Source organism: Nesterenkonia sp. PF2B19 (assembly GCF_001758425.2).
Lineage (GTDB): Bacteria > Actinomycetota > Actinomycetes > Actinomycetales > Micrococcaceae > Nesterenkonia > Nesterenkonia aethiopica.
In genome coordinates this window covers 1-19,370 of sequence record NZ_MDSS02000064.1, presented here as the reverse complement: position 1 = coordinate 19,370, position 19,370 = coordinate 1, and the positions used below count along the sequence as shown (strand labels likewise).

Sequence of the window (19,370 nt, the reverse complement as noted above, 5' to 3'; positions counted from 1 at the left end):
CGCGCCGTCGGCGGGCGCCAGCGCCTCCACGGAGGCCGGCGCGGAGACGGCGCGGCCGCCGAGGACCCATGCCGCGGCGAACACCACGACGGCCCCCAGGACGGCGACCATGAGGCACATCACCACCAGCCAGCCGGCTCGGGGCCTGGCTGACCGGTCGTCGCTGAGGTGACGGCGCGTGGCGGACGGGGACATCGGGGACCATTGTGAGAGCAGAGTCTGGGTGCGCGCTGTGAATATCCTGAGAAGGCTCGCGGCTCTATAGGATGGGGACGAGCCCGGCGGCGACTCTCGCTCCGGCCCCGAGTCCGGGCCCGCCTCGGCGCTTCCCGCAGAGCCCGAGGTCAGCGCAGGAAGGATCTATGAAAGCCCTCAACAGTCCCCAGACGGCCAAGCACGCCAGCTGGGAGTACGCCGAACAGCATCATGCTGAGGATCACATCCTCGAGGCGGCCCGACGCCGGGGAGAGGACCTCGGCGTCACTCCTGTGAGCGAGGGCGTGGCCGCCACCCTGACGGTGCTCGCCGCCGCCATGGGCGCCCGAGGGCTCGTGGAGGTCGGCACCGGCGTCGGAGTCTCCGGACTGTCGCTGCTGCGCGGAGCCGCGCCGGACGCGGTGCTCACCAGCATCGATCCCGACGCCGATCATCTCCAGGCGGCGCGGACCACGTTCAAGGAATCGGGGGTGCCCTCGGCCCGCACCCGCCTGATCACCGGCCGCGCAGAGGAGGTGCTTCCCCGCCTGACCAGCGGCGGCTACTGCCTCGTGCACCTGGATGCGGACAGCCCGGGGCTCGACGAGTTCGTGGAGCAGGGGGTGCGCCTGCTGCGCCCGGGCGGGCTGCTGGCCGTCAACGACGCCCTCGACCACGACCGGCTGCCACGTCCCGCGGTCCGGGAAGAGTCCACCCGCCGGAGGCGCGCGGTGGAACGCTCAGTGCGCGACGACGAGCGCCTGGTCACCACGATGCTCGGCACCGGGACCGGGCTGCTCGTCGCCGTCAAGCGCTGAGCCGGAAGGCCCTGGACAGGGGGTTCACTCCCCCACGGCGTCGACCAGGCACTCCTTGAGGGCCTGTGCCTCCTCCTCGTTGATCTCCAGCACCAGGCGACCACCACCGTCGATGGGCACCCGCATGATGAGGCTGCGTCCTTCCTGAGCTACCTCCATAGGACCGTCGCCGGTACGCGGTTTCATTGCAGCCATCGAGTGCTTCCCTTCTGGTGTTCCTCTGTGCGGATGTGTGACACATCCGTCTCCATTATCCCCCACATGGGAGGAATGTCACCCGGACGGCCGGTGAACGTCCTGATCAGCGCGACATCTTCGCCTGTCACCCGGGTGTGTCTTCGCCCCTCTCCCTGGAGTCCTGCTCCAGCTGGGCGGTGAGAGCGTCCAGCAGGGCCTCCACCTGGTCCATGCGATATCCGCGCAACGCCGGGTCCAGGCGGAGTCCGCGCAGGTCGTCGGCGGTGAGCGGACGGCCCTCTCGCGCGGCGAGGAGAGACGTGACGTCGTCACCGGGCGGCAGATCGGCAGGCGGCTCCGCTCCTTCGACACGGCCTGTCAGCAGCACGACGACGGCGCCCAGCAGCGCGATCGCGAGCAGGTAGAGCCAGATCACGGGGACACCTCCTCGTCGACGGCGGTCGGCGCGTCGTCTGCAGCCGCGAGCTCGAGCGCGTCATCGTCCGGCTGGAGGATGAGGGTCACGATCGCCAGGAGGATCACGTACACCGCGAAGACCCGGAAGTGACCCCGATAGAGCATGCGCAGCACCAACCACAGGGCTCCGGCCCCGACGACGGCGGAGACCACGAAGGCAACGACATAGGCGTCGACGCCCACCCCGAGCGGGCCCCGATGGTCGAGCAGGCTGAGCGACTGGACGCCCGTGGCGGCGACGATGGTCGGGATGGCCACGAAGAAGCTGTACTGTGCGGCGATCTTGCGGTGCATGCCCAGGGCGAGCGCCATGGCGATGGTCAGCCCGGAGCGGCTCAGCCCGGGGAACAGTGCGGCGGCCTGGGCCAGGCCGATCAGCAGCGCGACCCAGATGGTCATCTGCGCCGCGCCGCGCCAGGTCTCACGCACCGAATCCGTCCACCACAGGATCGCCCCGGTGACCAGCAGCATCAGCGACACCGCCCACGGCGTGGCGAACACTCCGGTGCCGTATTCGCGGACCAGCAGTCCCAGCACGCCGGTCACCCCGGTGGTGACCACGCCGAAGAGCATGAGCTTCAGGTGGATCATGTGGCGCAGGGTGCGACGTCGCGCCCACCACCGCAGCTCCCGGAGGGTTCCGGAGAGCAGGCGCCCCAGAGGACGATGCATCACCACCACCACGGAGACCATCGTCCCCAGGTGGACCACCAGGTTGAACAGGAGCATCTCCGGGGTCTCCGGAGACGGCAGCGGCGAGCCGGTCGCCGCCATCCAGTGCTGGGTCAGCACCAGGTGGGAGGAGGAGCTCACCGGGATGAACATGAACAGCCCCTGGATCACGCCCAGGAGCACGGATTCCCACAGCGTCAACGCGTCACCTTCTGTCGAGAGGGATGCCGGCGGCGGCCAGCAGCCGGGGCAGGACCTCGCCGGAGCGGCCGCGGATCGCGAAGTCCATGACCTCCGTCAGCCCGGTCTCCTCCGGGTTGATCTCGATCAGCGGGACGCCACGCTCCAGGCCCAGCAGGGGCAGCGACGCCGCCGGCTGCACGATGCCGGAGGTGCCCACCACGATCACCAGGTCGCTGGCGCGGATGGCGGCGGTGGCGGCGTCGAAGGCCTCCGCCGGGAGCATCTCCGAGAACCAGACGACGTCGGGGCGCGCGAGCCCCTCCTGGCAGGCCGGACAGCGGGGAGGCTGCTCAGGCTCGGGCGGGACTGTGAACCCGTCGTAGGCCGGGGCGGGAACTTCGACGGGCTCTTGGCAGTCGGCGCAGCGATGGGTGGTGATGCTGCCATGCAGGTGGGCCAGGACGTCCGTGCCGGCACGTTCGTGGAGGTCGTCGACGTTCTGCGTGACCGCCGCCAGCCAACCGCCCTGGTCGGCGAGGTGGCGCTGCCAGGCCGCCAGCGCGCGATGCCCGGGGTTCGGCTCAACCGCGGCGATGAGTGCCTGCCGCCAGCGATACCAGGTCCACACCAGGGCCGGATCCGCCTCGAAGGCGTCCGGGGTGGCCAGCTCCTCGGCGGAGAACCGCTCCCAGAGACCGCGCTGGACCTCCCGAAAGGTGGGCACCCCGGATTCGGCGGACATTCCGGCTCCGCTGAGCGCCACCACCTGGCGCGCCTCACGGACCAGGGTGACGACGTCCTCCGGCACCGATTCGGTCACAGACAGCTCTCGCATGCTGACCACCGTATCCACTGAGCCGCCCGCGCACTAAGCTGAGCATCACCTGGACGCTCATCACGATGCGAGGAGGAGCCATGACACAGCCCCCGACTGGGCAGGGCCCTGAGCCCGTGGACCCGCAGGATGCCCACAACGCCCCGGGACAGCCCCACCCGGCAGACCCCGGACAGCCCGGGCCCCGACAGCCGCAGCAGTCCGCCTACGGCGGGGTGTCGGCCGGTCCTGTGCGGCCGCTCACCCCCGGTGAGGAGCAGGGTTGGGGCGTGGCCCTCCACCTCGGCGGCGTGTTCCTGTCCTGGCTGGTGCCGCTGGTGGTGTGGCTCGTCTTCCGCGAGCGCAGCCGGATGATCGACGACCACGGCAAGGAGGCCCTGAACTTCCAGATCACGCTGTTCATCGCCTATGTGGTCGGCGGCATCCTGACCGTCATCCTCATCGGCGCGCTGATCATCTTCATCGCCTGGGTCTGCGCGATCGTCTTCGGGATCATGGCGGCCATCGCCGCCTACAACAGGCGTCCCTACCGGTATCCGATCAGCATCCGCTTCATCAAATGAGCCGCGCCGGGCACACCCGGGCCGCTCAGCTCTTCCGGTTGTAGATGAGCATGGACAGCGGCCCGAAGACCACCACCAGCACCGCACAGTAGACCAGCACCATGGTCAGGCCGCCGACGTCGTAGGTGCCGTCCATGAGATCCCGGACCGCGGCGACCACGGTGGAGACCGGGTTGATCTCCGCGAAGGCCCGCACGGGGCCCGGCATGGTCTGCGGATCCGCAAAGATGTTCGACACGAAGGTCAGCGGCATCAGGATGAACATGGACACCCCCATGGCGGCCTGCTCGGTGCGCATCAGCAGCGCCACCGTGGTCCACACCCAGGACAGGCAGAAGCTGAAGACGAGCAGCAGCGCGAAGGCCGCGACAGCACCGGTCAGCCCACCGCCGGGGCGGAAGCCCATGATGACGCCCACCACCAGGATGATCACCCCCGCGATGGTGTAGCGCACCTGGTCGCCGAGCAGCGCGCCCACCAGCTGCGCGGGCCGCCAGGTGGGCAGGGAGCGGAAGCGGTCGAAGACGCCCTTGGAGATGTCCCGATTCAGGGTCAGCCCCGTGTACATGGTGATCATCACCAACGTCTGCACGAAGACCCCGGGGATCAGGAACTGCACGTAGGCGTCGACGGCGGACTGCGAGTCGCCTCCCGCCATCGCCTCACCGATGGCCCCGCCGAACACGTAGGTCATCATCACCGTCATCATGATCGGGAAGATCGTGACGTCGAAGAGCTGCTCGGGGACGTGCTTGATCTTCAGCAGCGCGCGCCAGCCATAGGTCATCGAGGCGCTGAAGGCACCGGCCCGCGCGGGGCGGTCCTCCGGGCTGACCAGGATGTGGCGGATCCGCTCGGACTCGTGCAGCGTGGTGGTCCCGTTGATGCTCATCGGATGGTCGCCTCCGCCTGGTCGTCTCGGCCGCCGTCGGTCTCGTCGGCGGCCGCCCCGTCCTCTTCGCCTTCGTGCTCGGCGCGATGCCCAGTCAGCGCCAGGAAGACCTCGTCCAGGCTGGGCTGGCCCAGGGCGAAGGTCTCGACGTCGATATGCGCCTCCTCCAGGGCGCTCAGGGCCGCTGCGGCCCGGGATCGCTCGTTGAGCCGCGCGGTCAGCGCCGTCGGATCAGGCTCCCTGGTGACCTCGGCCTCGATCGTGCGAGCCAGCAGCTCCGCCGCCTGCTCCCGGTCTGCGGGCTCGACCACCCGGACGGTCAGCGCACCGGAACCGACCTGCGCCTTGAGCTGGCCGGGCGTGCCTTCGGCGATCACCCGACCGTGGTCGATGACGGCCAGCCGGTCCGCCAGCTGGTCCGCCTCCTCCAGGTACTGGGTGGTCAGCAGCACAGTGGTGCCGGCCCCCACCAGGGTCCGGATGATGTCCCAGACCTGGTTCCGGGACCGTGGATCGATCCCGGTGGTGGGCTCGTCCAGGAAGATCAGCTCCGGGGTGACCAGCAGGGAGCCCGCGATGTCCAGGCGACGGCGCATGCCGCCGGAGTACTTCTTCACCTGGCGACCCGCCGCCTCGGCGAGCCCGAAGGCCTCCAGGAGCTCGTGGCCCCGGCGCCGCGCGGTCCGGCCGGGGAACCCGAGCAGACGGCCCAGCAGCACCAGGTTCTCGATGCCGGTGAGGTCTTCGTCCAGCGAGGCGAACTGACCCGTCAGGGCGATCTTCTCGCGGATGGTCGCGGGTTCAGCGAAGACGTCATGACCCAGCACGCGGGCTTCGCCGCCGTCGGGACGCAGCAGGGTGGCGAGCATCCGGATCACGGTGGTCTTGCCGGCGCCGTTGGGCCCCAGCACTCCGTAGATGCCCCCACGGGGGATGGAGAGATCGACGCCGTCCACGGCGGTGTTGTCGCCGAATCTCTTGACCAGGCCGCGGGTCTCGACGGCCGGATCCGCTGTCGGCACGCTCATGCGTGCTCCTTTCTCCAGCAGGGTGGTGAGGAGGACCCGGACAGCATACCGTACGCCGTACTCAGATTCCCAGTGCGTCCGGCGTCCCCGGCGCACCGCCCCCAGCCCTGGAGAGAGCTTCCGGCGCGGGATCAGCTGAGCTGCTGTTGGAGGAACCGGTAGATGAAGCTGTTGAGCCGGGCCTGCTGCTCAGGGCTGGCGGCGCCGCCGTGTCCTCCCTCAGTGTTCTCCCAGTACCTCACATCGGCCCCCAACGATTCCAGAGCTGCCGTCATCTTGCGGGCATGCCCCGGGTGGACCCGGTCGTCCCGCGTGGAGGTGGTCAGCAGGACCGCCGGATATCGACGCCCCTCCTGCAGCAGGTGATAGGGAGAGAAGCCCCGGATGAACTCCCAGTCCTCAGTGTCCGGATCCCCATACTCGGCGCGCAGGAGGCTCCGGCCAGCAGATGGGAGAATCTCTTCATGTCCAGCAGCGGCACCTGGATGACCACCGCTCCGAACAGCTCGGGATACTGCGTGAGCATATTCCCGGTGAGCAGGCCGCCGTTGGAGCCTCCGCGGCAGGCCAGCTGCGGCACCGTGGTGACGCCGGTGGCCACCAGGTCCTTCGCGACGGCGGCGAAGTCCTCATAGGCGAGATGCCTGTTCTCCCGCAGCGCAGCACGGTGCCAGTCCGGGCCGTACTCGCCGCCGCCGCGGATGTTGGCCACCGCGTAGACTCCGCCCGACTCCAGCCAGGTCTTGCCGACCACCCCCAGATAGCCCGGGGTCATCGAGATCTCGAAGCCGCCGTAGCCGTAGAGCATCGTGGGCCGCGGCGCCGCGCCGGAGCCTTCGGCCAGCAGCTCCTGCGGGCCGATCAGGAAGTAGGGCACCCGCGTGCCGTCATCGCTGGTGGCGAAACGCTGCACCGAGGTCAGGCCGGAGGCGTCGAAGCGTTCCGGAGCGGACTTCAGCGCCTCGTGCGTCTCCTGCCCGCCGTCGAGCAGCCCGGAGAGGTCCCCCAGGTGCAGAGTGGTGGGCTTGAGGTGGTCCTCGGAGGTGATCCAGACCTGCTCGGACTCCTCCGGGTCCACCGCCGCCACGGACAGGGTGCCGGTCAGGTCCTCGAAGACCGGCGACCGGCGCCAGTCGGTGGGGCTCTGCGAGGTGCGGACATGGGCCTCCAGCCGATGCACCACGTCCTGCATGACGGTCAGCACCAGGCACTGCGGTGTGGCGGTGACGTCCTGCAGCGAGGTGGAGGCGTCCGGGGTGAACAGCGCGGTCAGCTCGGCTCGGCCGGCCATGAAGTCGTCGATGTCGGCGACCACCAGCGAACCGCCGGGGAAGGTCTGCCCCTGCAGGGTCGTCTCGGTGCGGGGCATGAACAGGAAGAGATCGCGATGGATGCTGACCCGCACATCGGTGGGGACCTCCACACGACGCAGGCCGCCGTCGTCGATCAGCAGGGTCTCCCGGTCATAGAAGCCCAGCACGCGCACCGCGATGTCGCGTTCGAACCCTGGGGTGCCGAGGTGTCCGGCAGCGGCCACCATGTGGTCGGGCTCCACGGAGACCACCGTCTCAGCCTCCTGAAGGGGCGTGCCGCGACGCCACCGGCGGCAGGCGCGCGGATACCCGGAGGTGGTGACGGCGTCCTCACCGTGATCGGTGCTGATGTAGACGGTGTCCGCGTCGATCCAGCTCACGGAGCCTTTGCCCTCGGGCTTGGCGAATCCGCCCTCCTCGGGATCCACGAATCGGCGCTCAACAAGGTCGAACTCTCGGGTGACGTCGGCGTCCGAGCCGCCCCGGGACAGCGAGACCAGAGCGTGCCGCCACGGCTCGCCGTCCTGCCGGGGCCGCAGCACGGTGGCGCCGTGCCACACCCAGGTCACGCCTTCGGCGGCGGAGAGCTCGTCGAGGTCGATCAACACGTCCCACTCGGGCTCGTCCGTGCGGTAGGACTCTTCGGTGGTGCGGCGCCAGATACCCTGCGGGTGCTCGGCGTCGGTCCAGAAGTTGTAGAGGTGCGCTCCGCGGCGGGACACCACGGGGATGCGGTCGCTCGCGTCGAGGATCTCGCGGATGTCGGACTGCAGAGCCTCGAAGGTGTCGTCGACCAGCTCCTCCTCGGCGCGGGCGTTGCGCGCCCGCACCCAGGCCAGTGCGTCGTCGCCGGTGACCTCCTCCAACCACAGATGCGGGTCGGCGTCAGGGGCGATGAGCGGCTGCACGGAACGGTTGCCAGAGGTAACTGTCATGGGGCCCATCTTACTCCCGACCACTCGCAGCAGTCCCTGACTCACCCGTTCTCCGCGGCACGTGACGGCAGGAGCACCTCGTCTTCGGTCAGAACCTCCACCGAGCCGACGGTCTCGTCGCGGTCGAGGTCGAAGACCTCCACCTCACCCTCGAGGCGGAGCAGGATCTCATCCGTGGCCGGAGGGATCGCCACGACGACCTCGGAGGTCCAGGCATCACGCCCCGGGTCCTCGACCTCCTCGGCCAGGAGCATGATGTGCTCCTCGCCGTCCACGGTGAGGAGCAGCTCGAGCTCGACGGCGGCGGCCTCGAATGCGCGCAAGGCCCACTCGGTGCCCTCCGGGTACAGGCCCAGGCCCATCTCGATGCTCAGCCAGGCCTCCCCCGGGTCCGCCCAGCCGTGCTCCGGGGTCCAGCCGTGCAGACCTGCCTCTGTGATCCACGGATCGACCACCAGCCGGTCCTCGAGGCCGTCCACATCCTGCTCTCCTGCGATGGCCTCGGGGTTCCAGATGAGGCTCTGGTGCGGATGCACCGGGTCCAGGCTGTACCAGCCCGCTGCAGGATCGTCCTCCGGCAGCTGACGCCGCCCGGTGCGGGCATCGACGCGCTGATCATGGCCCTCGAACTCGAGGACCAGGGCCGCCGGGGCCTCCTCCGGCACAGAGATCAGCAGGCCCTGTCCGCCCACCGTCGCGACGGCATCGTCCAGGGTCAGCACCTGGGTGCGTCGGCCGTCGACCTCCAGCCAGAGGATCGCAGGCTCGTCCAGACCCTCACCTCCCGGCCACTCCCACTCCTGTGCGAAGAGCTCCAGCAGGAGCAGCTCCTCCCCCACGGCGGGGAAGGAGGCCACGGCACGATCCTCGTCATCTCCCTGGTCCAGCATCTGCGCCGACGCGGCGGTGAGCTCTCCGACCCTCTCGACCACCAGTCGTGCCCCTGGGGTGAAGAGGGTCCCCTCCTCACCCGGGTGGTCGGCTTCAGCCGACGGCCCAGGGGGTTCAGTCAGCTGCACCAGGCCGGGCTCCAGACGGCGGTACAGAGAGTCCCCCGGACCGGCAGGGTCGATGGACACGCCCTCCACGAGGATCTCGTCATCGCTGAGGTAGGTCACCTCCAGCACCGAGCTGCCGGACGGCTGCCCGACCGACAGGCCGTCCACGAAGCAGGTGAACTCCGTGGTGACGTCCACTGACGCGTCCCCGCAGTTCACCTCACCGTCGATGAAGTCCTCGTCGGTCAGCACCGCGGCGATGTCGGTGCCGTCGGAGATCCCGCAGCCGCTCAGCACCAGCACCGCCCCCGCACCGAGGGCCGATGCCCTGAGAGCCGTTGCCCCGATCCGTCCCATCCGACCCCTCCTCCGCTCCCCAGCCGCTCCGGAGCGGACCGCAGCGGCCGACGGCACGAGTCTGCCACAGGGGGTTCGCGCACTGCTTCCCTCGACGGCGGCTCACGGGGCAGCTCGACGCGGTGAAGGCCGGACGGACCCGGCGGATCAGCCGGTGTTCTGCAGGCCGGCGGCCACACCCTTGAGCGTGATGAGCAGAAGGTTCCGGGGGTCATCGACGTCGGCGCCGTCGTGGTCCTGGGTGCGCAGCGCCTGCAGCGCGCGCAGCTGCAGCAGGGAGAGCGCATCCACATACGGGTTCCGCAGCTCCACGGCACGCCCGAGCACGCGGTGGTCCTCCAGCAGGCGGGACTGGTCGGTGATGGCCAGCACCCACTTGGTGGTCAGATCCAGCTCCTCGAGGACGAGCTCCGCGAGATCCTGACGGTCGCCGAGCCGCAGGTACCGCTCAGCGATGCGCCGGTCCGTCTTGGCCAGCGACATCTCGATGTTGTCGATCAGCGCCCGGAACAGCGGCCAGTCGGCATAGGCGGAGCGCAGCTGCTCCAGGTCGCCCACCGCCTCCAGGGCCGAGCCCAGCCCGTACCAGCCGGTGAGGTTGATGCGCGCCTGCGCCCAGGCGAAGTTCCACGGGATGGCCCGCAGGTCCTCCAGAGACTCCACCGAGAGCCCCCGCTTAGCCGGACGCGAGCCGATGGCCAGCAGACCGACCTCGTCCTGCGGGGTGACCTGCGCGAACCACGGGGCGAAGCCTCGGCGTCGACCAGGCCGTGGAACCGCTCCCGGGAGACCGCGTCCATCTGCTGGGCCAGCGGCGCGAAGCGACGGGCGGCCTCCGCGTTGCGCCGCTCCGTGGACGGCGCGGAGGCCATCAGCGTGGCGGCGGCGACCTGCTCGATGTGGCGCAGCGCGATCTCCGGGTTGCCGTAGCGGGCGGAGATCACCTCGCCCTGCTCGGTGACCTTGAAGCGCAGGTCCACCGAATGCGGCGGCTGGGCGAGGATCGCACGATTGGCAGGGCCACCGCCGCGGCCCAGCGCCCCACCGCGGCCGTGGAACTGGGTCAGCGTGATGCCGTTCTCCACCGCCCAGGCCGCGATCTTCTCCTGCGCCTCGTACAGCGCCAGGGTGGCCGCGACCGGCCCCACGTCCTTGGCGGAGTCGGAATAGCCGAGCATGACCTCCAGGCGACGCCCGGTCTGCTCCAGGCGGCGCTGCACGGCCGGGTTCTGCAGCATCTCCTGAAGGATCCTCGGCGCGTTCTGCAGGTCCTCGTAGGTCTCGAACAGCGGGATGACGTCCAGCACCGGTGCGTGCTCCGCTCCACCCAGGGCCTTCTCCGCCAAGGTGTACACGTCGGCGAGGTTCTGCGCGGACTGGGTGAAGGAGACGATGTACCGGCGGCAGGCGTCGACGCCGAAGCGCTGCTGCACCGAGGCGATCGCCCGGAAGGTCTCGATGACCTCCTCCCCGGGCACCGCCGTCTTCTCGACTCCCTCCGGGTCCTGAAGCCAGGCCAGCGTCTGCGAATGCACCTTGGAGTGCTGGCGCACCTCCAGCTCGGCCAGGTGGAAGCCGAAGGTCTCCACCTGCCAGATCAGCTCCTGCAGATCGCCGTAGGCCGCACGCTTGGCCCCACCGGCTGCCAGAGAATCCTGCACCACCTTCAGGTCGGCGACCAGCTCCTGCGGCGACTCATAGGACAGGTCGGCATCGCGGGCTCGGGTGGCGGCCAGCCGCCCGGCGACCGCGAGCAGCACCTGACGGTGCGGCTCTCGCGGGGAGTGCTGGACGGCCTGGTCGGTGAGCTCCTCGGAGAGCTGCCGCTGGCGACCCCACAGGGCGGTCAGACCGTCGCTGGGCGGGGTGTAGCGGTCGTCGAGGGTCAGGGCGAGCCCGACGGTGCGGGCCCGGGCCTCCAGGTCGCCCAGGACACGGTCGGCGGCCTGGGCGACGGCGGCGCGGGTGATCGAGGCAGTCACATTGGGGTTGCCGTCCCGATCCCCGCCGATCCAGGAGCCCAGGCGGATGAACGCAGGAGCCTTCGGCGCCTCCGTGCCGCCGGCCTCACCCTGCAGCCAGTCGTCCATCCGGCGGTACGCCTGGGTGAAGACCTTCGAGAACGAGGAGTCGAAGACGGACAGGGCGGTGCGGACTTCGTCCAGCGGAGACGGGCTGGAGACCCGCAGCTGGGCGGTGCGCCACATGTTGTCGATCTCCTCGAGCAGCTCGCGGCGGTTCTGGGCCAGAGCGCCGGTGCCCATGCGGGGGTCGTCCCGGTCGTCCAGCAACTGGCCGACGCGGCGCACGGAGGCGGCGATGGCATTGCGCCGCGCCTCCGTGGGGTGCGCGGTCAGCACCGGGTGGAAGCGCAGCTCCTTCAGGCGCCGCTCCGCCTCCTCCTGGCCGACCTCGTCCCGGAGGTGGGCGAAGGCCGCGGCGACGGAGTCCGCCGGCTGCTGGTCCTGCAGGGGGATCTCACCGTCGCGAGCACGCAGCGTGCGGATCCGGTGCTGCTCCTCGGCGAGGTTCGCCAGCAGGAAGTAGCAGGTGAAGGCCCGGGCGACCTCCTTGGCGCGGTCCGCGGAGAAGGACGCCACGAGTTCCTCGGCCTGGGCGAGGATGGCGCCGTCGGGGTCCTCCAGGGCGGCGATGGTCAGCTCGCGCAGCGCCTCGACGTCCTCCAGAAGTCCTGCGGAGCCGTACTCGGTGAGGACCTGCCCCAGCAACTCGCCGAGCAGGCCGACGTCCCGGCGCATGGCCTCGGGGATCTCATGCGTGGCGGCGATGCGGGCGTGCGCAGGCGCGATGGACTGATGGGGCATGCGAATCTCCTCTGTCTGGCCGCGGAGAGGCTCCGCGAGGGGTACATGGTGGAGGTCCGCGCGACCCCGTCGTCACGCAGAAACGTCCTCCACGTTACCAAGAGGGCATGACTCGATGAGATCTGGAGCACGGGATTGGTCACATGCCGAGACGTCGACGACGCCTCCAGGCCCCTCATCGGGCGCCCGACCGCCGCACCCCTGTGGCGGCCGAGCGCCCGTCGGCGTCGGGCCAGCGCACAGGAGTGATCGCCGGCCGGACGCGGAGGCGGAGACCGGAGGCTCCCCCGAAGGGCCCAGAGTCGGCGCCACCGCAGAGACGCCGTCCGGAGTCGGGAGTCCGATCGCCTGTCCGCTCTGCCTCGGACGGATCCGACTCTGCCAGACCGCCCTCACATCTCGCTCACATCGACCTCGAGAGCCCTCACTCCTCAGCGCGCAGAGCCCTCACTCCTCAGCGCGCAGAGCACGACGACGCCGCTCCAGCTCCATGACCTCCCGGTTCAGCCGCTGGTACTCCTCGGGGTCGTCCGTCGGGTCCATCCGCTGGAGCCGGCCCAGCAGGTCGGCCTTCTGGTGCGTGATCTGCAGCTCCACCAGACGGTTGAGGATCGACTGGCAGTAGACCTCCACATCATCCTCGGTGCGAGCCGGGAGCTGAGCCACGGCCAGTTCCCCCACCAGCGAGCGCAGCGGCTGCGGCACCTCGTCGCTGACCGCGCTGACCCAGTTGCGGGGGTCGGTGGCGGAGGCGGCCGCACTGCGGATCCCCGCATGGACGGCCGCGTGGGCCGGCGCGGTGAACCGGACGGTGAAGATCTCCTCCCACTGCTCCGCGGTCAGACGCGTGGGGTGCTGCAGGATCACTTCGAGAGCCTGCCGCTCCATCATGACCGCCGGGTCTCGGGTGTCCGGGCGGGGGAAGTGCTGGCCCTGCGGCTCAGAGCCCTGCCCGGCCACGGCGCCACCGTGGCCCTCGGGACCGAAGGCTTCGGGCGGGGGGCCATCCACGTAGACGTCCTCAGGTACGTCCCACGAGGTCTCGGGCCCGCCCTCCGGGGGGCCCTGCTGTCGGGATGCCGTACGATGCGGCTCGGCCCGACTCACGCCCGGCCGACGCGCATCCGGCCGGCGCACTCGATCGCCGCCGCCGTCGTCGGGTCTCTGCTGCCGACGCCGTGGTCCCCCGCCCATCTGGGGCGCCTGGCCGTGGGACCGGCTCACCGCCCGGGAGACCTCGTCCATGTCCATGCCGAGCCACCCCGCCAGCTCGCGGGTGTAGGCGGGACGCAGGGCCGAGTCCTTGATGCTGGCCACCACGGGGGCCGCATAGCGCAGCGCCCCCACCCGCCCCTCCACAGTGGAGAGGTCGTAGTCCTTCATGCCCGCGCGGATGGCGAACTCGAACAGTGGACGGCGGGAGCGGATGAGCTCCTCCACCGCTTCGTCGCCGCGATGCTGGCGCACGTCGCAGGGGTCCATGCCCTCGGGCCCGACGGCGATGAAGGTGCGCGCCAGGAACATGTGGTCCTCTTTGAAGGCCTTCAGCGCCGCCGCCTGCCCGGCCTCGTCGCCGTCGAAGGTGAAGATGACCTCTCCCCCACCGCCGTCGTCGGAGAGCAGCCGCCGGGAGATCTTCACGTGCCCCTCCCCGAAGGCGGTGCCGCAGGTGGCCACCGCGGTGTCCACGCCGGCCACATGGCAGGCCATGACATCCGTATAGCCCTCCACGACGACCAGCTCGCGCTTCTTGGCGATGTTCCGCTTGGCCATCTCGATGCCGTAGAGCACCTGGGACTTCTTGTAGATCTGGGTCTCCGGGGAGTTCAGGTACTTGGGCCCCTTGTCGTCCTCGAAGAGCCGACGCCCGCCGAACCCCACGGTGTTGCCGGTCATGTCCCGGATGGGCCAGATCAGTCGGCCCCGGAAACGGTCGTAGAGGCCCCGGTTGCCTTCGGAGAACAAGCCGGTGAGGCGCAGCTCCTCGTCATCGCGGAAGCCCTTGGAGCGCAGGTGTTTCAGCAGCGCGTCCCAGCTCTTCGGCGCGAATCCCACGCTGAACTGCTCAGCATGCTCCCGGGTGAAGCCACGCCCGGTGAGGAAGTCACGCCCGATCTGCGCCTCCGGGCTCTGCAGCTGGGCCTGGAAGAACTCGTCGGCGATCTTGTGGGCGTCCAGCAGCCGCTGCCGCCGGCCGATCTCCTGCTTGGTGGGGCCCGTCCCGCCGTCCTCATAGCGCAGCGTGATGCCGGCCTTATGGGCGAGCCGCTCCACCGTCTCCTGGAAGGAGGTGTGCTCCATGGCCATCAGGAAGGCGATGACGTCGCCGGACTCCCCGCAGCCGAAGCAGTGGTAGGTGCCCACGTGCGGGCGGATGTGGAAGCTCGGCGTGCGCTCGTCGTGGAACGGACACAGGCCCTTCCAGGAGCCGATGCCGGCTCCCTTGAGGGTCACGTACTGCTCGACGACCTCACGCAGGTCGACACGCTCGCGCACGGCGTCGATGTCTTCACGCTTGATCAGTCCGGCCACACGTCAACTCTAGCCAGTTCGAGCAAATCCTGGATTGGGCCTTCCACAGGCGGACTGCGGTGACCCGGCGGCGCGCAGCTCGCGCGAGCAGCCCAGATCCCACGACAGACCGAGGGTTCCCTGTCGCCCCAGGCCAGGCTAGGGTCGGCCCTCATGACTGGTACTGAGACGCAGAGCTCGCAGGACCCCGCCGTCGGGGCCTCCCCGCCTCCCGTCAACGGGCTGGACCTGACCTTCGGCTCCCCCATGAGCGTGGCCCGATCCGAGCAGCTCATCGCTGAGCTCACCGAGGTATCGCCGCGCACCGTGCTCGACGTCGGCTGCGGCTGGGCCGAGCAGCTGCTCCGCACCGTGATGGCGCTGCCAGGCAGCCACGGCATCGGCGTGGACCTTGAGGAGATGGACATCGTCCGCGGGCAGGAGCGTGCCCGGCAGCTGGGCGTGCAGGACCGCGTGGAGCTGCGCGTCCAGGACGCCGGCGAGCTCACGGAGGAGCTCACCGACCCGACCGAGGCCGTGATCTGCCTCGGGGCCTGGCATGCGCTGGGCGGTTCACCGGCGGAGGCGCTCCAGCGGCTGCGGGCGCTGACCGTCCACGGCGGCCGTCTGCTCTTCGGCGTAGACCACTGGACCCAGGTGCCCAGCCAGGACCGCTTCGACCACATGTGGGAGGGCGCCTCTGCGGCTGACAGCCAGCTGCTGCCCGACGTCGTCGAAGCCGCTGCCGGAGCGGGCTGGCGCCTGCTGGACCTGCATGAGGCCACCGACGACGAGTGGAACCACTTCGAATGCGGCATGACGCGCAACCAGGAGCTGTGGCTGCTGGAGAACCCGGACCACCCGCAGGCCGGTGAGCTGCGCGACAGGCTCGACGCCGGCCGACGTGCCTGGCTTCGCGGGCACCACGGCCACATGGGCTTCGCAACTCTGGTGCTGGCCGCCGCCTGATCCCTCGACCCCGGGAATCCCCTCGCGTCCGGCCGGGTTGATCAGACCATGGAGAAGACCACCGATCAGCCCGGCCCCCGCCTGCCGGCCCTCGACGCCGCCGTCGGGCTCTCCGCAGCCGAGCGTACCTCCGTGGACAGGCTGCTCGCCGACGCCGAGGCCCACGGGGTGGACGTCGAGCTCGTGTCCCGCGGACCGGCACAGTCCCTGGAGGAGGCCGCGGCGACCATCGGGGTCGAACCACGTCAGATCGTCAAGACCCTGGTGGCCAGGGCCAAGGTCACCCAGACTGCCCGCGACCACACCTATGTGCTGGCGCTGATCCCCGGAGACCGCCAGGTCGACTGGGCGAGGCTGCGTCGGCTCGCCGGATGAAGAAGATGTCCATGACCGCCCCCGAGGAGGCGGTGGAGGCCACGGGGTACCGCCCGGGCACCATCACGCCCTTCGGAGCGGCGGCCGCAGACGGCACGCGCTGGCCGATCTATGCCGACGAATCCATCAGCGGGCGCATCGCCATGGGCGCGGGTGCACCGGGGCTGAGCCTCTTCGTGGACTCCGCGACGCTGTTCGCCGCCTACGACGTCGTCACAGCAGACATCACTCGGTCTCCCCAGCGCGCCTGAAGGGTGCCGCCAGGTCCGATCGATCAGGCGGATCAGGCGGGTCAGGCGGGAGCGCCGACCGCCTCGATCTCCTGCAGCACGTCCTCGATCCGGACGGGCCCCTGCGGACTCTGGTTCCAGGGCATCCGGGCGAGCGCCTTCGCCATCCCGCAGGTGTTGGTGGCCGCCGAGAAGACGAGCCCTGAGGCGATGGCGCCGGAGACCACCCGAGCCTTGGGGCTCAGCAGACGGCCGCCGAGCAGGCCCGCCAGCACCAGCGAACCGGCCGCCATCCGCACCTGCCGCTCCATCGCCCAGGGGCCCTCGCCGACCTCGACGGCGTCGTCTCCGACCGTCGCCCGGTAGGCGTTCAGTCCGCCGGAGAGAACCCGAGAGTCCGTCAGCCCGGCCGCGCTCAGCGCCTGCTGCGCCTGCTGGGACCGAGGCCCGGCCTGACAGAGCAGCACCACGGGGCGGTCGACGGCGGCGAGCGCGTCGGCCAACCGCTGGGCCTCGCGGCTCACCAGCTCGTCAGGCACCAGCAGGGACCCAAGGAGGTGTGCGCTGCGATGCTCCGCCGGCGTGCGCACGTCGATCAGCACAGGGTCGGCGCCGTCGTCGATCATGCGGCGCAGCTCCTCGGCGCTGAGCAGGGTCAGGGTGTTCTGGTCGGCCATCGGGTCTCCACCATGACGTATCGGGGACGTGCGGGCATCATAGGCGGGCGCCATGTGCGGCACCCCGCGCAGCTTCCGAGTCTACCGACCTTCCCCCGCTCGCGTGCGGGCCCTAGCCTGCCTCCATGACCTGTTTCGTCTCCCACACCACGTTCTCCTGCACAGACGCCTACGCGCTCTCCGAATGGTGGAAACGGCTGCTGGACTACACCGACGTCCCCGGGGACCCCAACAAGCCGGGCCACGACCACTGCATGATCGTCGACCCCGTCACCGGGCACCGTCTGCTGTTCCTCGAGGTCGACGAGGTCGACGCTTCCCGAACCCCGCGGGCCCATCTGGACCTGCGTCCGCGTCAGGGCGGACGCGACGCGGAGATCGAGAGGGTCCGCGCGTTGGGCGCGGTGGAGGTGGCGGACCGTCGCGGGATCCATGGCCCAGGCTCCGGCTGGGTGGTCTTCGCCGATCCGGAGGGCCATCAGTTCTGCGTGCTGCGCTCCGAAGAGGAGGCCGCGGCCCCCTGAACCGGCCCGTTCAGCCGAAGAGCCGGTTGGTGAACGGCTTGCCCTGCACCAGGGCGTAGTACCACTCCAGGGCGGCCCCGTCGGTCAGGGAGGCGATCTGGTCGACGATCACGCGTCGGCGGGCCGTGTCGTCGGCGGCTTCCCGCCAGTCCTGCTTGAACATGGGCTCCAGGTAGCGGTCCTCAGTCTCGGAGAGCAGACCCACCAGCCCTTCGAGCACCTCGCGCTGCCGCAGATAGACCGGCTTCTGCTGCTCGGAGGTCATGATGTAGGCCGCAGCCAGGCCCTTCATGGCGGAGATCTCCACCAGGGTCTCCTCGGGCACCACCAGATCCGCCTCGTGGCGGACCAGCGGGTGGTCCCCGTGAGCCTCACGAGTGGCGGAGTAGATGGCACCGCAGAACCGCCCGATCAGCTCGCTGGTCATGTTCTTCAGCGCGGCCAGGGAGCGCCGTGAGCCGTCCGACTCCCGCACCCAGCCCTCCGTGGCGGCGAGGCGGTCGAAGGCCTCCTCGATCCGATCCTCCTCGGTCTGCGGCAGGTACCACTCCTTGGTCACCTGCACCACGCGCTTGCGCTGCAGCGGCACCTCCAGGAAGCGCAGCTGGAACTGGCCGGAGAAGATGCCGTCCTCCACATCATGGACGGAGTAGGCGATGTCATCGGCGGCGTCCATCACCTGGGCCTCCATGGACTGTCGTCGGCCCTCCACCCCCTGGCGGATCCACCGGAAGACGTCGACGTCATCCTCATAGGCGCCGAACTTCTGGCTGCGTGTCCCATCCGGCTTCAGGGGCGCCTCGTGCTGGCGCCACGGGTACTTCACTGCGGCGTCGAGGGAGGCCCGTGTCAGGTTCAATCCTGCGGAGCGGCCGTCCGGGTGGAACCGTTTGGTCTCCAGCCGGGTCAGCAGCCGCAGCGTCTGGGCGTTGCCCTCGAAACCGCCGGCGTCCCCCATGAGCTCGTTGAGCACGTTCTCGCCGTTGTGCCCGAACGGTGGGTGGCCCAAGTCGTGCGACAGGCAGGCGGCGTCGACGACGTCGGGATCGCAGCCCAGCATCCGACCAAGGTCACGACCCACCTGGGCGACCTCCAGGGAGTGGGTCAGCCGGGTGCGTGCGAAGTCGTCGGCGTCGGGCGAGACCACCTGGGTCTTCGCGCCGAGGCGCCGTAGCGCCGAAGAGTGCAGCAGCCGGGCCCGGTCCCGTTCGAAGGAGGACCGGTAGACGGATTTGCCGTGCTCCGGGACCCACCTGGCCTCATCGGCGGGGAGGTAGCCCGGACGCAGGGCGGCATAGCCCGCCTCGACCCGTTCGACGTTCTGCACAGACATGCCTTCCAGCTTAGAGCAGGCTCGCCGGGCGGGCGCCACATCAGGACGCCCGCCATCCACGGGCCAGCAGGTCGTCCGCCGCTTCGGCGACCAGCCGGCTGGAGGCTCTGACGTGGAGCACCGGCAGCCCCGCGCCGCCGTGCCCTTCCGGCGGCGGCGCCCCGAGGTCCACCACCGCGGCCCGATCCGGACCGACCGTCGCGGCGAGGTCCTGCAGCAGCGCCCTCTGCTCCGGACTGCTGAGCCGGTCCACCAGGATCACCACCGGCGCGCCGTCCGGGATGGATCCGCACCCGTCTCCCGGGCGCACAGGTGAGGCGACGACGACGGCGGCACGATCCGCCGCCCGCACGTCTCCCCCGCGGGCCAGAAGGTCACCAGCCTGCGGCGCCGACCGGCCGGCTGCCCGGTTGGCCGCACCCCGCCCGTCGAGCACCAGACGCGGCCCGGGCATCGGCGCACATGTGCCGGTGCGCGTCGTGG

The 19,370-nt window shown here is 70.2% G+C and carries 18 protein-coding genes and 2 pseudogenes; 5 read left to right on the top strand and 15 right to left on the bottom strand.

Annotation, left to right across the window (positions count from 1 at the left end):
• Positions 1 to 195, bottom strand: a 195-nt coding sequence (locus BCY76_RS14685; RefSeq protein ID WP_139827829.1) for a hypothetical protein, incomplete at its 3' end; no start/stop codon positions are given.
• Positions 196 to 362: 167 nt separating this feature from the next.
• Here BCY76_RS14685 and BCY76_RS14680 point away from each other — a divergent pair.
• Entirely contained in the window at positions 363 to 1,013 is a 651-nt protein-coding gene (locus tag BCY76_RS14680) for an O-methyltransferase (protein ID WP_070161661.1), read from the top strand.
• Positions 1,014 to 1,037: 24 nt separating this feature from the next.
• Here BCY76_RS14680 and BCY76_RS14675 read toward each other — a convergent pair whose 3' ends face one another.
• From BCY76_RS14675 to BCY76_RS14660, 4 genes are all read right to left on the bottom strand, one after another.
• Positions 1,038 to 1,208 (bottom strand): DUF3117 domain-containing protein, encoded by a 171-nt coding sequence (locus tag BCY76_RS14675; RefSeq protein WP_070161663.1) that lies wholly within the window; start codon positions 1,206 to 1,208, stop codon positions 1,038 to 1,040.
• A 127-nt stretch (positions 1,209 to 1,335) separates the two neighbouring features.
• A complete protein-coding gene (locus BCY76_RS14670; protein ID WP_083277700.1) occupies positions 1,336 to 1,626 on the bottom strand; it encodes a DivIVA domain-containing protein in 291 nt (96 codons plus the stop codon).
• Entirely contained in the window at positions 1,623 to 2,540 is a 918-nt protein-coding gene (locus BCY76_RS14665) for an undecaprenyl-diphosphate phosphatase (RefSeq protein ID WP_070161665.1), read from the bottom strand. The genes BCY76_RS14670 and BCY76_RS14665 overlap by 4 nt, the downstream gene beginning before the upstream one ends.
• 4 nt (positions 2,541 to 2,544) lie before the next feature.
• Positions 2,545 to 3,357, bottom strand: a complete 813-nt coding sequence (locus BCY76_RS14660) for an SIR2 family NAD-dependent protein deacylase (RefSeq protein WP_070161688.1) — start codon at positions 3,355 to 3,357, stop codon at positions 2,545 to 2,547.
• Positions 3,358 to 3,437: 80 nt separating this feature from the next.
• Here BCY76_RS14660 and BCY76_RS14655 point away from each other — a divergent pair, with 80 nt between their 5' ends.
• A complete protein-coding gene (locus BCY76_RS14655) occupies positions 3,438 to 3,920 on the top strand; it encodes a DUF4870 domain-containing protein (RefSeq protein ID WP_083277701.1) in 483 nt (160 codons plus the stop codon).
• A 25-nt stretch (positions 3,921 to 3,945) separates the two neighbouring features.
• On the opposite strand, the gene BCY76_RS14650 is transcribed toward BCY76_RS14655, so the two are convergent.
• From BCY76_RS14650 to dnaG, 7 genes and pseudogenes are all read right to left on the bottom strand, one after another.
• Positions 3,946 to 4,812, bottom strand: coding sequence for an ABC transporter permease (locus BCY76_RS14650; protein ID WP_070161667.1), 867 nt, complete (start codon positions 4,810 to 4,812; stop codon positions 3,946 to 3,948).
• A complete protein-coding gene (locus BCY76_RS14645; RefSeq protein ID WP_070161669.1) occupies positions 4,809 to 5,840 on the bottom strand; it encodes an ATP-binding cassette domain-containing protein in 1,032 nt (343 codons plus the stop codon). The genes BCY76_RS14650 and BCY76_RS14645 overlap by 4 nt, the downstream gene beginning before the upstream one ends.
• A gap of 131 nt (positions 5,841 to 5,971) precedes the next feature.
• Positions 5,972 to 6,202: a prolyl oligopeptidase family serine peptidase gene (locus tag BCY76_RS20535; RefSeq protein ID WP_336582496.1), complete on the bottom strand. Its 231-nt coding sequence runs from the start codon at positions 6,200 to 6,202 to the stop codon at positions 5,972 to 5,974.
• Positions 6,163 to 8,088, bottom strand: a complete 1,926-nt coding sequence (locus BCY76_RS14640) for a prolyl oligopeptidase family serine peptidase (RefSeq protein ID WP_336582494.1) — start codon at positions 8,086 to 8,088, stop codon at positions 6,163 to 6,165. The genes BCY76_RS20535 and BCY76_RS14640 overlap by 40 nt, the downstream gene beginning before the upstream one ends.
• 41 nt (positions 8,089 to 8,129) lie before the next feature.
• Entirely contained in the window at positions 8,130 to 9,443 is a 1,314-nt protein-coding gene (locus BCY76_RS14635) for a hypothetical protein (RefSeq protein ID WP_085437856.1), read from the bottom strand.
• Between the two features lie 147 nt (positions 9,444 to 9,590).
• A pseudogene (locus BCY76_RS14630) lies at positions 9,591 to 12,268 on the bottom strand (phosphoenolpyruvate carboxylase).
• 447 nt (positions 12,269 to 12,715) lie between these two features.
• Entirely contained in the window at positions 12,716 to 14,800 is a 2,085-nt protein-coding gene (gene dnaG / locus BCY76_RS14625) for a DNA primase (RefSeq protein ID WP_085437855.1), read from the bottom strand.
• 153 nt (positions 14,801 to 14,953) lie between these two features.
• Between dnaG and BCY76_RS14620 the strand changes: the two genes are divergently transcribed.
• Positions 14,954 to 15,748 carry an SAM-dependent methyltransferase gene (locus BCY76_RS14620; protein ID WP_085437854.1) on the top strand — a complete coding sequence of 265 codons (795 nt, stop codon included), beginning with the start codon at positions 14,954 to 14,956 and terminating at the stop codon, positions 15,746 to 15,748.
• A gap of 48 nt (positions 15,749 to 15,796) precedes the next feature.
• Positions 15,797 to 16,374: pseudogene (locus BCY76_RS20815) on the top strand (aminoacyl-tRNA deacylase).
• 41 nt (positions 16,375 to 16,415) lie between these two features.
• On the opposite strand, the gene BCY76_RS14610 reads toward BCY76_RS20815, so the two are convergent.
• Entirely contained in the window at positions 16,416 to 17,030 is a 615-nt protein-coding gene (locus BCY76_RS14610; protein ID WP_070161677.1) for a rhodanese-like domain-containing protein, read from the bottom strand.
• Between the two features lie 125 nt (positions 17,031 to 17,155).
• On the opposite strand from BCY76_RS14610, the gene BCY76_RS14605 reads away from it, so the two are divergent.
• Positions 17,156 to 17,554 (top strand): VOC family protein, encoded by a 399-nt coding sequence (locus BCY76_RS14605; RefSeq protein ID WP_070161679.1) that lies wholly within the window; start codon positions 17,156 to 17,158, stop codon positions 17,552 to 17,554.
• Positions 17,555 to 17,564: 10 nt separating this feature from the next.
• On the opposite strand, the gene BCY76_RS14600 is transcribed toward BCY76_RS14605, so the two are convergent.
• Positions 17,565 to 18,887 (bottom strand): deoxyguanosinetriphosphate triphosphohydrolase, encoded by a 1,323-nt coding sequence (locus tag BCY76_RS14600; RefSeq protein ID WP_070161681.1) that lies wholly within the window; start codon positions 18,885 to 18,887, stop codon positions 17,565 to 17,567.
• A gap of 40 nt (positions 18,888 to 18,927) precedes the next feature.
• Positions 18,928 to 19,370, bottom strand: a 443-nt coding sequence (locus tag BCY76_RS14595) for a hypothetical protein (protein ID WP_237090190.1), incomplete at its 5' end; no start/stop codon positions are given.

Coding starts and splice junctions, on each gene's coding strand:
- BCY76_RS14640 (WP_336582494.1), bottom strand. CDS start 8,088: ATGACAGTTACCTCTGGCAACCGTTCCGTGCAGCCGCTCATCGCCCCT.
- BCY76_RS14620 (WP_085437854.1), top strand. CDS start 14,954: ATGACTGGTACTGAGACGCAGAGCTCGCAGGACCCCGCCGTCGGGGCC.
- BCY76_RS14600 (WP_070161681.1), bottom strand. CDS start 18,887: ATGTCTGTGCAGAACGTCGAACGGGTCGAGGCGGGCTATGCCGCCCTG.
- BCY76_RS14650 (WP_070161667.1), bottom strand. CDS start 4,812: ATGAGCATCAACGGGACCACCACGCTGCACGAGTCCGAGCGGATCCGC.
- BCY76_RS14680 (WP_070161661.1), top strand. CDS start 363: ATGAAAGCCCTCAACAGTCCCCAGACGGCCAAGCACGCCAGCTGGGAG.
- BCY76_RS14605 (WP_070161679.1), top strand. CDS start 17,156: ATGACCTGTTTCGTCTCCCACACCACGTTCTCCTGCACAGACGCCTAC.
- BCY76_RS14610 (WP_070161677.1), bottom strand. CDS start 17,030: ATGGCCGACCAGAACACCCTGACCCTGCTCAGCGCCGAGGAGCTGCGC.
- BCY76_RS14675 (WP_070161663.1), bottom strand. CDS start 1,208: ATGGCTGCAATGAAACCGCGTACCGGCGACGGTCCTATGGAGGTAGCT.
- BCY76_RS14655 (WP_083277701.1), top strand. CDS start 3,438: ATGACACAGCCCCCGACTGGGCAGGGCCCTGAGCCCGTGGACCCGCAG.
- BCY76_RS14635 (WP_085437856.1), bottom strand. CDS start 9,443: ATGGGACGGATCGGGGCAACGGCTCTCAGGGCATCGGCCCTCGGTGCG.
- BCY76_RS14645 (WP_070161669.1), bottom strand. CDS start 5,840: ATGAGCGTGCCGACAGCGGATCCGGCCGTCGAGACCCGCGGCCTGGTC.
- BCY76_RS14660 (WP_070161688.1), bottom strand. CDS start 3,357: ATGCGAGAGCTGTCTGTGACCGAATCGGTGCCGGAGGACGTCGTCACC.